General features: G+C 63.4%; 13 protein-coding genes. 1 reads left to right on the top strand and 12 read right to left on the bottom strand.

The features are described from left to right. Positions 1–6: 6 nt before the first annotated feature. From V1292_RS30895 to V1292_RS30950, 12 genes are all read right to left on the bottom strand, one after another. Complete coding sequence (locus V1292_RS30895) at positions 7–387, bottom strand: DUF971 domain-containing protein (protein WP_334376314.1); 381 nt, start codon at positions 385–387, stop codon at positions 7–9. A 14-nt stretch (positions 388–401) separates the two neighbouring features. After that, the gene (locus tag V1292_RS30900; protein ID WP_334376315.1) at positions 402–557 is read right to left on the bottom strand and encodes a hypothetical protein; all 156 of its coding nucleotides are present in this window, start codon (positions 555–557) and stop codon (positions 402–404) included. Between the two features lie 34 nt (positions 558–591). Beyond that, entirely contained in the window at positions 592–1,620 is a 1,029-nt protein-coding gene (locus V1292_RS30905) for a formate dehydrogenase subunit gamma (protein ID WP_334376316.1), read from the bottom strand. A 68-nt stretch (positions 1,621–1,688) separates the two neighbouring features. Further along, positions 1,689–2,285, bottom strand: coding sequence for a formate dehydrogenase FDH3 subunit beta (fdh3B, locus tag V1292_RS30910; protein WP_028348819.1), 597 nt, complete (start codon positions 2,283–2,285; stop codon positions 1,689–1,691). Between the two features lie 14 nt (positions 2,286–2,299). Then, a complete protein-coding gene (locus tag V1292_RS30915; RefSeq protein WP_334376317.1) occupies positions 2,300–5,266 on the bottom strand; it encodes a formate dehydrogenase subunit alpha in 2,967 nt (988 codons plus the stop codon). Positions 5,267–5,279: 13 nt separating this feature from the next. Continuing rightward, the gene (locus V1292_RS30920) at positions 5,280–5,489 is read right to left on the bottom strand and encodes a hypothetical protein (RefSeq protein ID WP_334376319.1); all 210 of its coding nucleotides are present in this window, start codon (positions 5,487–5,489) and stop codon (positions 5,280–5,282) included. 34 nt (positions 5,490–5,523) lie between these two features. Further along, a complete protein-coding gene (locus V1292_RS30925; RefSeq protein ID WP_334376320.1) occupies positions 5,524–6,312 on the bottom strand; it encodes a molecular chaperone TorD family protein in 789 nt (262 codons plus the stop codon). A 123-nt stretch (positions 6,313–6,435) separates the two neighbouring features. Beyond that, the gene (locus V1292_RS30930; RefSeq protein WP_334376321.1) at positions 6,436–7,140 is read right to left on the bottom strand and encodes a DUF3306 domain-containing protein; all 705 of its coding nucleotides are present in this window, start codon (positions 7,138–7,140) and stop codon (positions 6,436–6,438) included. Beyond that, the gene (locus tag V1292_RS30935) at positions 7,137–7,649 is read right to left on the bottom strand and encodes a DUF3305 domain-containing protein (protein ID WP_028348823.1); all 513 of its coding nucleotides are present in this window, start codon (positions 7,647–7,649) and stop codon (positions 7,137–7,139) included. The genes V1292_RS30930 and V1292_RS30935 overlap by 4 nt, the downstream gene beginning before the upstream one ends. Before the next feature lie 28 nt (positions 7,650–7,677). Continuing rightward, on the bottom strand, positions 7,678–8,700 hold the full coding sequence (locus tag V1292_RS30940) for a DUF6352 family protein (RefSeq protein WP_334376322.1): 1,023 nt from the start codon (positions 8,698–8,700) through the stop codon (positions 7,678–7,680). Then, positions 8,697–9,272, bottom strand: coding sequence for a DUF6505 family protein (locus V1292_RS30945; protein WP_334376323.1), 576 nt, complete (start codon positions 9,270–9,272; stop codon positions 8,697–8,699). Before V1292_RS30945 ends, V1292_RS30940 begins: the two co-directional genes overlap by 4 nt. 7 nt (positions 9,273–9,279) lie before the next feature. Then, complete coding sequence (locus V1292_RS30950) at positions 9,280–10,014, bottom strand: biotin/lipoate--protein ligase family protein (protein WP_334377216.1); 735 nt, start codon at positions 10,012–10,014, stop codon at positions 9,280–9,282. Positions 10,015–10,251: 237 nt separating this feature from the next. Here V1292_RS30950 and V1292_RS30955 point away from each other — a divergent pair, with 237 nt between their 5' ends. Continuing rightward, complete coding sequence (locus V1292_RS30955; RefSeq protein WP_334376324.1) at positions 10,252–12,243, top strand: 4Fe-4S binding protein; 1,992 nt, start codon at positions 10,252–10,254, stop codon at positions 12,241–12,243. Positions 12,244–12,245 lie beyond the last annotated feature (2 nt).

Raw genomic sequence — 12,245 nt, forward strand, 5'->3', positions numbered from 1 at the left:
CGGCCCTCAGCGTACGCCCGGCCTGTCGCGGTCGAGCCCCTTGGCCTGCAGATCGTCGAGGTAGTCCTGAAAGCGCCGCTCGGCATTCTCACCGAGATTGCGCAAAAATGCCCAGGAGTAGATGCCGGTCGCGTGCATGTCGTCGAACCCTATTCTGACGGCATAGTTGCCGACAGGATCGACCGAAAGAATGGTGACATTGCGTTTGCCGCCGACGGTCTTGCGCTCGGCCTCGGAATGCCCCTGCACTTCGGCCGACGGGCTGGTCACCCGAAGCAATTCGGCGGAGAGATCGAATGTGCGCCCATCGTCAAAGGCAACGCGCAACGTGCGGCGATCCTTCGGCAGGCGAATTTCAACCGGCCACGCCAGCGTGACGTCAGGCACGCCCACCGCCGGCGTCAGCCCGGTCCGATCAGATTATGGCCGGGATCGCTGACCCTGGCGCCCGTGGTCGTAAAGGCGACGGAGCTCGACTGCTGAATGTTGTTGAGCACCATCGCGACGCCGACAGCAGCGACGATGGCGAACGCCAGAGCCGCAATAAAGGATCTCATGTCACTTCCTCACGTTTTGCTTGCCCTGACCGGACTATTCGGCCGGTACTGCGCGGGCCGTGCTATCCGATGGAGCTTCGCCCTTTGCCTGCTGTTCCTTGACCCAGATCGCGTGATGCTCCTTGGCCCAGTTGAGATCGACCTCACCGGTTCCCATTGCATCAAACGCCCCCTCCATGCCGATCGAGCCGATATAGATGTGCGCCAGCATGGCGGCGATGAAGAGCATGGCGATCACGGCGTGGATCACGGTCCAGAACTGGAGCGCCGTGACGTTACCCGGCAGATACGGGAATAGCAGGAACCAGCCTGACACCGACATCAGCACGCCGCCGATGATCACGATCCAGAAAATTCCCTTTTGACCGGCATTGAAGCGCTTGGCTGGCGTGTGGTGCCCTCCCTTTGAGAAAAGACCGCCACCCTGCTTGATCCACTCAATGTCCAGCTTTCCAGGGATATTATCCTTGATCCAGATCACGAACATGATCGCAAGACCCAGCATGAATGGGAATGCCAGGTAGTTGTGCGCGAGCTTGGCCCAGGCCGACATCGCCGCAAACGCGTCCGGGCCGAACAGCGGCAGGACCAGGGTGCGTCCGAAGCTGACGTTCAGACCCGAGAGCGCCAGGATGATGAAACAGCTTGCCGTCAGCCAGTGGATGAAGCGTTCGAAGCTGGCAAACCGCAGCATCGTCTTGCCCGAAAACCCGTCCTCGACGCGAATTCGGCCGCGCACCATCAGGAAGATCGCGAGCGCAGCCAGCATTCCGAGAATGGAGATGCCGCCGATCCAGGGCAGCTTGCTGCGCTGGAAGTCGCGCCAGTCGCGCCCCGCAGGCTGGATCAGATTGGCCGCAGTTCTGTCGGGGATCGATACGCGCCCGGTGATCTTGTCGCCTTCCTTCAGCGCGTTCAGAAGCTTCTCTTCCTGAACGGCCTCGGCGGTCGGCTTGAAGGAAATCTGTGCGGCCGCGGGATGCGCGAATACGAACAACAGCGCGAGCGCGGCAAGCAGCGGCTTGAGAACCGCGAATTTGAGATTTGAAAGAGAGCCTGGCATTTGCACAACGCCTTTCGGTTATCGGAATTACCCTGATGCCGCCGCGCCGAAGCGCGGCGGCCGTTGCATCAGCCGGTCGGTGAATCGCTGTAGGCGGTCTTCCAGCCCCACATGCCGGAGCCATAGCCGCGCTTCATCACCCGCTCCTTGTAGATCTCGGCGATGATCGCGCCGTCCCCGGCAAGCAGTGATTTGGTCGAGCACATCTCGGCACAAATCGGCAGCTTGCCTTCGGCCAGGCGGTTGGCGCCGTATTTGGCGTATTCGGCCGGCGTGGAGTCGGCTTCCGGTCCGCCCGCGCAATAGGTGCACTTGTCCATCTTGCCGCGCGAACCGAAGTTGCCGACCTTCGGATATTGCGGCGCGCCGAACGGACAGGCGTAGAAGCAGTAGCCGCACCCGATGCACAGATCCTTGGAGTGCAGCACGACGCCGTCGGCCGTGGTGTAGAAGCACGACACCGGGCAGACCGCGGCGCACGGCGCATCCGTGCAATGCATGCAGGCCATGGAGACCGAGCGTTCGCCGGGCTTGCCGTCATTGATGGTGACGACGCGACGGCGATTGATGCCCCACGGCACTTCATGTTCGTTCTTGCAGGCCGTCACGCAGGCATTGCACTCGATGCAACGGTCGGCATCACAAAGAAATTTGACGCGAGCCATGATCTATTCTCCTCTCACGCCGCTTGGATCTGGCACAGGGTCACCTTGCCCTCGTGCATGCCGGTGACCGGGTCGTAGCCGTAGGACGTGATCGTGTTGACGCTTTCGCCGAGCACGATCGGGTCTGAGCCCTTCGGATATTTGCCGCGTTGGTCGACGCCCTGGAACCAGCCGGAGAAGTGGAATGGCATGAAAGCCACCCCCTTGCCGACGCGGTCGGTGACCAGCGCCTTGACGCGGGCCTTCGAGCTGTTTTCCGGACCGTAAACCCAAACCCAGCCGCCATCCTTGATGCCGCGCTCGGCGGCATCCGAGGTGTTGACCTCCACGAACATGTCCTGCTGCAATTCCGCGAGCCATTTGTTGGATCGGGTTTCTTCGCCGCCGCCTTCGTATTCAACGAGGCGTCCCGAAGTCAGGATGATCGGGAATTGCTTGGCGAGCCCCTTCTCCACCGCGGCCTTCTGGATCGAGAAGCCCACATTGGCCATGCGGAACTGACGCCCGTCCGGACGCGTCGGATATTTCGCGACGAGATCGGGCCGCGCCGTGTAGATCGGCTCGCGATGCACCGGCACGGGATCCGGCAGATTCCACGCCACCGCGCGGGCCTTGCCGTTACCATACGCCATCACGCCATGCTCCAGCGTGACGCGAATGATGCCGCCCGACAGATCGACCGCCCAGCCGACGCCGTCAGGATTGTTGCCGCCGATCTTGTTGATGGTCGCAAGCTCGTCCGCGGTCAGGTCCTTGTCCCAACCGAGCTTCTTGAGCACGCCATAGGTGAACTCGGGATAGCCGTCGGTGAGCTCCGACCCCTTGCTGTAGGAGCCTTCGGACAACAGGTTGACCTTCTTCACCGAGCCGTCCGGCTGCTTCTCCTCGTAGACCACGCCGAAGCGCGCGCGGAACGTGCCGCCGCCATCCTTGGCGTGCAGGTTGGTGTTGTAGAGCGTATGCGTGCCCGGATGCCGGATCTGCGGCGTGCCCCAGCACGGCCACGGCAGGCCGTAATAGTCGCCGCCGATCTCCGGCTCGTCGGCCTTGGCGCGCAGGGTCACCAGGTCGAACTTGCCCTGGTTCTTCATGTGCGCCTTCAGCCGCTCCGGCGACTGGCCGGAATAGCCGGTCGAGAAGCCGCCGCGGTTGATTTCGCGGAGCAGGTCTTCGGCAGACGGATGATTGTTTTCCACCTTGATGTTCTTGAACATCGGATCCGCGAAGCCGAGCTTCTTGGAGAGCAGGTAGATGATCTCGTAGTCGTCCTTCGATTCGAAGATCGGCTTGACGATCTGCTCGCCCCACTGCAGCGAACGGTTGGACGCCGTGCGCGAGCCGGAAGTTTCGAACTGGGTGCAGGCCGGCAGCAGGTAGGTGCCGTTCTTGCGCTCGGAGATGGCGGCAAAGGTTGTCGGATGCGGATCGGCGACCACGAGCAGCTCGAGCTTCTCGAGACCCTTCACCATTTCCGTCATGCGCGGCACGGTATTGCCGCCGTGCCCCATGATGACCACGCCCTTCACGGCGTCGCGCTGATCGACGTCATCAGGGTTGGAGAGCGTCGCATCGAACCAGCGGGTCCACGGGATGCCCGGCAGCTCCATGTTCTGCTTGCGGGTGCGCGCCGGACGGCCCGCCTTCGCCGGGACTTCGTCGAAGCGCGACTGCAGGTAGTCGTATTCGACCTCCCAGACCCGCGCCCAGTGCTTCCAGGCACCTTCGACCAGCCCGTAATAGAGCGGCAGCGTCACGATATCGAGGCCGATATCTGTCGCGCCCTGCACGTTGCAATGGCCGCGGAAGATGTTGGCGCCACTGCCGAAGCCGCCGACATTGCCCGTCGCCAGCAGCAGGTTGCAGTAGGCGCGGACGTTGGCGGTGCCGACCGTGTGCTGCGTGCCGCCCATGCACCAGACGAAGGCCGACGGCTTCTGCTTGGCGAAGGTCTCGGCGACCTTCTTCAACTGCTCGCCCGGAATGCCGGTGACGCGCTCGACCTCTTCCGGCGTCCACTTCGCGACTTCGGCGCGGATCTGGTCCATGCCGTACACGCGCTGCTTGATGAATTCCTTATCTTCCCAGCCATTGTTGAAGATGTGGTGCAACATGCCCCAGATGACCGCGATGTCGGTGCCGCCGCGGAAGCGGACATATTCGGTGGCATGCGCCGCGGTGCGGGTGAAGCGCGGATCGAGCACGAACACGTTGGCGCGGTTCAGCTCCTTGCCGGAAAGGATGTGCTGCAACGAAACCGGGTGGGCTTCGGCGGCGTTCGATCCCATGAAGACGATGGTCTTCGAGTTGCGCATGTCGTTGTAGGAATTCGTCATCGCGCCGTAGCCCCAGGTATTGGCGACGCCGGCGACGGTGGTCGAATGACAGATGCGGGCCTGGTGGTCGATCGAATTGGTGCCCCAGAACGCCGCGAACTTGCGGAACAGATAGCCGCCCTCGTTTGAGAACTTCGCAGAGCCGAGCAGATAGACCGAATCGGCGCCCGACTTGGCACGGATCTCGAGCATCTTGTCGCCGATCTCGTTGATGGCCTGGTCCCACGAGATCTTCTGCCACTCGCCATTGACCAGCTTCATCGGATATTTCAGCCGGCGGTCGCCATGGACGAGTTCGCGCACGGCTGCGCCCTTGGCGCAATGCGAGCCGCGGTTGATCGGGCTGTCCCACGCCGGCTCCTGGCCGACCCAGACGCCGTTCTGCACTTCGGCGATCACGGTGCAACCGACCGAGCAATGCGTGCAGATGTTCTTTCTGATTTCGGTCGGCGCGCCGACCTTCTCAGGCCCCGCCTGCGCCTTGCGCACCGAGCCGAGCGGCATCAGGCCGATCGCGGCGCCCGCGCCGGCCGCCAAACCGGACCGCCGCAGAAACGTACGGCGGTCGAGAACTCCCGACGCGAGGCCGGCGGCGATACCCTGCAAACGCGCCTTGCCCGCGGATCCGTCTCTTCGCTTCATCAACATGTGCGTGGTCCCATCAGTAGCGGTTGACGCGATAGAAATTCTTGACGTGATCGCTTTCCTTGTAGCGCGCCTTGACGCGCTCGGCCTGCGACTCGTCCGCAGCCGCCTCGCTGCCCGCAAGCGGCACAACGGCTGCTGCAGCGACCGCCGAACCGCCCATCAGAAACAGGCTGCGCCGATCCACTCCAGTGGTCCGTGACTTACCGTCAGATGGCTTGCTCATTGCGTTCTCCCCTTGTCACGTTGCCTCTTCGCCGTCACTCGGACAGCGTGAAGGCCTCAGATTCCAATTCCATGAAGACACGGCCGGTGCGGCCGACGGCGCGGTAGAAGCGCGCCGATTGCAACATTTCCAGATCGGCGAACATCCGCGCCGCCCACGGCTTGAGATGACGCTCGAAAAAGCGCGCCTGCTCGGCGAACTCGGCTTCGAAGTCGCCGCGTGCGAGGCCCGCCATGACCTCGAGCAGGATAGCGATATGGTCTTCCGGCTCCCGCGAGGTGCCCGCGCGCTCGATTCCGAGCGCACGCAGATCCTCGCGCACCCGCGCCAGCGGACGCTCGTGAAGAAAGCCGGTCAGATAGTAGGAGGCATAGGGCAGCAGTTCGCCGCGGCCGAGCCCGATGAAGAGATCGAAGAACTCCTTGCTGACGGCGCGATCATCCGTCGCCGCAGCGGCAGATGCGAGTTCGACATGCGCCATGCCGAGATCGGATCCGTCGCCCTTCAGCGTTGCAACCCGTTGCAGCGTTTCCGCATCCGGCGCCTTGCCGAGCAGCAACGACAACAGCCCGTATTCCGCGGCACGCAGTTGATCGATCTCGTCGATTTCGGATTTCGATGTCACCTGATCCTCGGACGATCCGTAGAGATCGGGACGCAGAGCGAAACGGTCCACCTGCGTCAGCGTCTCGACCGCGAGAACCCGCTCGGCGGGAATACGCGACCATGCGGAAACGGAAGGCTGCGCAATGCCGAGCCCTCGCGCCAGCGACCCGACGCCGCCTGCTGCCTTGATTGCTAGTTCCAGCCCGGCATCACGCATGGTGCTACCGAATTCTCCCCGCCCGCCTGTGTGCCTCTTATTCAGGCACACACTTTAGAACTGGAATTATTCCAGGGAGAAAATTAGTAGCATAGGCCTCGCCTATGTCCGCAATACTTTTGTCTAAACGATTGGTTTTGCTGTGCCATGACGTCGCAGCGGCTGCTGCGGTGCAGCAGGTCTCGTCGACCCGGGCTCGTGGGTCGACGCGGGTTCCTCGACATGGTTTTTCGCCTTTGCAGCGCCTTCCATTTCCGCTGCCGCTCCCTCAGACCGTCTCAGAGACCCCTCCGGGAGGTCCTTCTGCGGTTTGGCTGGCAGGTCGCTTTCGAACGGGTCCACCGCAGAACCTGCCACCTCGGTTCCGGAATTTGCGTCGGAACTGGTTGTTTCGGCCCTGGGTTCGCCCATGATTTGCGCGACCAGCCGCGCCACGTCGACGCCTGCGCCGAGCTCGCCGCCGCCGGGCACTCCGCCCGGCGTGTTCCAGTCATAGGCATATTCGAGCGCCGGGCTGACATAGTTGCGAATCGCGGGATCCAGCGCCCAGGATTTTCGCAAAGCCGCATTCCGCAGATGTTCGGGAACGCCTTTGCGAAGGAAGGCGGTAATATCGCTGGTCTCCGTCAGTTCCTCGAGGTTTGGCAGCGTCGAAAGATCGAACTCCGGCACAACCTCTTCGGGCTGCGCTGAAGGTGGAGCTGACGAATCGCCGCTTTCGGCAGCCGGCGTATCCCGCTTCGGCTCGGTCTGCTTGGCTTCCTGCTTGCGCTGCGACCATCGCGCCAGAAAGCCCTTGTCCCGATCGGCTTCGTCCGGCCCACTCATTTGCGACCCATCTTCTCGTCCGGCCCGCCGCCCGGCACGCGCGGCCGATCGCCGCTGGCGCGATCCCGCTTGCGCTTGTGAAACACGCGCTCGACATGGAATCGATCGACGAAGGCGGCAATCCATGACGCGATCTCAGGCGGCATCGGCACGGTGCCGATCACGTCGCAGCCGCTTTCGAACATCGCCTCCCCTTCGGTCGGGTCGGCGGTCACTTTCGTCAGCTCAAGCTCAGGGCCACCGTCCTGGCGCCGCAACGCGACCCAGATTCGCGGCTCGCCGTCGGCAAGGTTGTCGCGATAATTCGCCGTCTCCGAGCTGAACAGATCGATGCTGGCCGAGCCCGCGTAATAAATCGTCGCATCGGCTTCGGTGGACAGCGCAGTCCAGGGTGCGGTCGCGGGTACCTCATCCAGGATCATTGCCGGCGACCACAACTGGTCGATCCAGGGATTGTCGATCGAACGGCGCCGCACCACCACGCCGACCTCGCGGGATGCTTCCGTCATCGCCATGTCCCATCCTCCATTCGGTGGATCATGTGGCATTCGCGGCCGCGGCCAGCGGCAACCCCGCGACCAGATTTTGCGGCTTTAGTCTCACAACCTTGTCCGCGCCCATGGCGAGGATGAGGTAGACCGGCTTGTCGCCAACCCTCTCGTCCACCAGCCGCGTATCTTCGAATCTCAGGCGCATCAGCGCTACGATGCGTTCGGCAATACCGCCCTCCAGCCGCTCGCCGCGCCACAGCGCATTGCCGATCCGCGTCGCCTCGCTGTCGAGGCCGATGAACCAGCGCCAGTCGCGATCCTCGATCGCGGCGATGGTTTCGACGCTGACGGCGATGCCGAGCAGATGAGCGATCCACCGCTCGATGACACGGCAAAGCCCGGCCCGCGCTTTCTTGTTGCCGCCGATGTTCATCACCATCGCATGCGCATCCGACCGCGACCAGTAGGTCCAGGCGTTTTCGTCGTCCATGACGTCCATCTCGCCGAACGACTTCGGCTGCTGCAGCATGGCCGTGAGCGGCGATGAATGCAGGTCGTGCTGGGCATGCTGCTCCGCTTCGATGACTTCCGCATCGGCCAGCAGCAACGTGCCTTCGTGAACGGCGGCCAGTTGGCCGCGATAGAACAGCTCCGCGGCACGCAACATATAAGGGTCGTTGCAGCCTTCGAGCGCGTTGCGCAGGATCAGGTGGCACAATTGCGACAGAAAGATCGGCGGCAGATCGCCGGCCCCCTTGCGGGCGAGCGCGACATAGACCGCCTCCAGCGACGGCGCCGCCATCAGCCGGTCGCGGAAATTCATCATGAAGGACCAGTTTTCGCGCGCATCGGCATCGGCGAGCGCGGCGATATCTGCGTTCGAGACCGGGCGCAGCGGATCGGCCATCAGACTCGCATGCAGATGGCGCTCGGCCTCGCAGGCATCGGCCGGCGGCATCAATTCGGGCCGCGCCAGATAGGCCATGATGAGTTCGGGCGTCGCGACCAGTCCGCCGTGATCGGCGCGGCGCGTGAGATGATGGCCTGAGGCGACCCAAAATTCTCTCATGTACGATCCGTCGTCCTGGCGTCGGTCCTGATCAGCCCGAGAAGATCGACCTCTTCGGCAGGTTCAACATCGCCTTCGACTTCATGGAAGGTAAAGGCGCTGGCATGGGCGTGCAACCGGTCGGCATCCGCGGCAGCCGGGCGGGCTTTAAGGGTACGAAAGCGTTCGCGGATTTCGCCGTTTTCGATGCTGCGCTGAACGGCAAGCAGCGTCTGCGGCGGATGTTCGCACAAGGAAGCTGCGAACGCGATCTCTTCCTCGGCGGCAAGACGCGCGGCATCCGCATCGGGCGCCCCGAATTTCTCCAGCAACTGGCTTGCAAGCCGCCCGATCATCGCCTCCCGTTCCGCTTCGCTCGCTTCGGTGACGACGGCAAGGGTCGACCATCCGAGACTGTCGATCCCGAGAAAGCCGGAACGCAGCGCCACACGCTGCTTTTGGCCGAGCGTGGCTGGATCCCGGTTCCAAAAAACGAACGCGCCGGAAACCGCCCATTCCCCGGGTTCCGCCGCCCGTTCGAAGACGAAGGTATCTGACGGGTCCAGCCTGATGGTTCGCGGAAATTTCAGCATGTCCGCCTCATCCGAATTTCGGACCGCGCGCCTGCGGATCATACCAACTGGCTCTTGCCAGCGCATCCACAAGACTGCTCCGCTCCGGCGCTCCGCCGCCGGCCGGCATGCTGACCAGAAGATCGCCGTTAACGTCGATGCCCCGGCGCTCGCCGGCCTTCCTCTTGGGAAGCCGCTCCAGATAATCCCGCGCGATCGCCTCGAAGCCGCGCTCTTTCCAGCTATCGAACGCGGTCATCAGGTGCCTGGTGAAGCTTTCGATGATCGCATCGGTATCGACCATCTCGAAACCTTCGCTCAGCAGGGACACGCCCGAGGCCGCCTGCACTTCCGGAACATGCGCCATGGCGGCCGCGCGCAGGATCACGCCGAAAACGAGCCACGACGGTGTGTCGTCTTCGGTGCATTCAACGGGCCAGCCGAGCCGCCCGCCGCCAAGTAATCCCGCGTCAAACCGGATCGCGTCGGGCCAGTCGAAACTGACCTCTCGTTCCGGCGGACAATGAGCCGCAATCGCATCCGCCAGCGCATTCATGCCGGCAAAGAACGCCCGCCGCGCCGACCTGAGCGGCTCGTCGGGTTCAAGCACCACCGCGAACTCGACCAGATCGTAGCGGCGTACCCATACCAGCGTTCCGGCCCCCGCCTCCGCCGCGATCTCGCGAGCATGGGCAAAGGCGTCGCCGAGCTCGCGCAACGCGACCAAAGTATAACCGGGTGGCAAATCGAGCGTCTGTTCCATATCTCTTGGACGAACGATCACGAGCGGCTAATCCCTAATTGCTCCACGAGCCGCTTGTGTATGCTATTCCGTGCAAGTTGGCCACGCGAGCGGCCTTTGTATCTTGCAGATATCCATCCGAGCGGTTACCGCAGAACCGTAGGATGAAGCAACAACCCGCTTGATGCTCCGGGTTCAAGGTATTTCAAAATGAGTGCGGCGAAGTCGCGCCTCCTGATTTGCAGTTGCGAGAAGACCATGCCGCTCGATGCGGATGCGATCGGTCGCGGCTGCACGGGCAAGATCACGCAGGCAAACCAGCTTTGCGGGCTCGACCTCGACCGCTTCAAGGAGGCGCTCGCCGAGGGCGCGCCCATTACGGTTGCCTGCACCCAGGAAGCGCCGCTGTTTCGGGAAGTGGCGGAGAACACCCCGCAAGCACAGCTCACCTTCGTCAACATCCGCGAAACCGGCGGCTGGTCGAAGGATGCCGCGGCGGCCGGTCCGAAAGCAGCCGCACTGATTGCTGCGGCGGGCGAAGACATGCCGCCGCTCTCGCTGGTGACGCTCGAGAGCAGCGGCGTTGCCCTGATCTACGGCCGCGACGAAATCGCCATCGAGGCGGCGCAGCGTCTCGCCGATCGTTTGGACATTACCGTGCTGCTGACAAAGCCCGGCGATGTGATCCCACGCCGCACGAATGAATTTCCGGTGCTCAAAGGCACGATCCGCAACGCCCGCGGCCATCTCGGCCAGTTCGAGCTTGCGATCGACGACTACGCGCTACCATTGCCCTCCTCGCGCGCAAAGCTCTTGTTCGGATCCTCGCGCAATGGCGCGACCTCGACCTGCGATCTGATCCTCGATCTCTCCGGCGGCACACCGCTGTTCCCCGCGCATGAACTACGCCCCGGCTATCTGCGCGCCGATCCGCGCGACAAGGCCGCCGTCGAGCGCGCGATCGCGGATGCCAGCGGCCTGGTCGGCACCTTCGACAAGCCGCGCTTTGTCAATTTCGAGCCGTCGCTCTGCGCGCATTCCCGATCGTCCATTACCGGATGCACGCGCTGTCTTGACCTCTGTCCGACCGGCGCGATCACGCCGAACGGGAACGCGGTTGCGATCGATGCCAATGTCTGCGCCGGCTGCGGCTCCTGCGCGTCGGTATGTCCGACTGGTGCTGCGTCCTATGCATTGCCGAGCGCGGACGCGCTGATGCGGCGGCTGCGAACGCTGCTGCAGACCTACCGCAAGGCCGGCGGCAGCGACGCCGTGGTCTTGTTTCATGACGGCGAGCATGGCGAGGACATCATCGATGCGCTGGCGCGGTTCGGCGAGGGCTTGCCGGCCAACGTACTGCCGCTGCGCGTCAACGAAGTAACGCAGGTCGGACCGGAGACCATCGCTTCCGTCTTCGCCTATGGCGGCAGCGGCGTCGCGTTGCTAACGCGAGCCAAACCCCGCCACGACATCACGGCGCTTCGCCGCGCGGTCGAGACGTCCGATCGGATCATTGCCGCGTTGGGTTTCGGTGCCGGGATCATCCAGATCATCGAGACTGACGATCCGGACCAACTGCGCGCCATGCTGGATGCTGCCCCTCGCGGGATAGCAACGCAAAAGCCGGCCGGCTTTGTGCCGCGCGGTGCGAAACGCGGCGTGCTCGAAACGACTTTTCGCGAGCTGTACCTCGCGGCCCCCACGCCCGTCGAGGCCGTGCCGCTGGCGCCAGGCGCTCCCTTCGGCACCGTGAACCTGAATGTCGAAGGCTGCACGCTCTGCCATGCCTGCGTCACCGCCTGCCCGACTGGCGCGCTATCAGATAACCCCGATCGCGCGATGCTGCGCTTTACCGAAAGCCTCTGCGTGCAGTGCGGGCTCTGCCAATCCACCTGCCCGGAAAAGGTCATCAGCATCGAACCGCGTCTCGACTTCCAGGCCTGGAACACGCCGCAGCGCGTGCTGAAGGAGGAAGAGCCGTTCAACTGCATTGCTTGCGGCAAACCGTTCGGCACCAAGAGCTCGATCGATCGCGTGCTGGCCAAGCTCGGCGGCGAGCGGCACTGGATGTTCCAGGGCGCCAACGCCAGGCGCCTCGACGTCATCAAGATGTGTGCGGATTGCCGCGTCGAAGCGGTAGTGAACGAGAGTTTCGACCCGCATGCGGTGCCGCAGCGCCCGCCGGTCATGTCGACCGAAGATTATCTGCGCGCGCGCGAAGTGAAGAAGGACGATCCGCTTGGATCGTGAGC

The sequence above is a fragment of the Bradyrhizobium sp. AZCC 1719 genome, from assembly GCF_036924525.1.
In the GTDB taxonomy this organism is placed as follows: domain Bacteria; phylum Pseudomonadota; class Alphaproteobacteria; order Rhizobiales; family Xanthobacteraceae; genus Bradyrhizobium.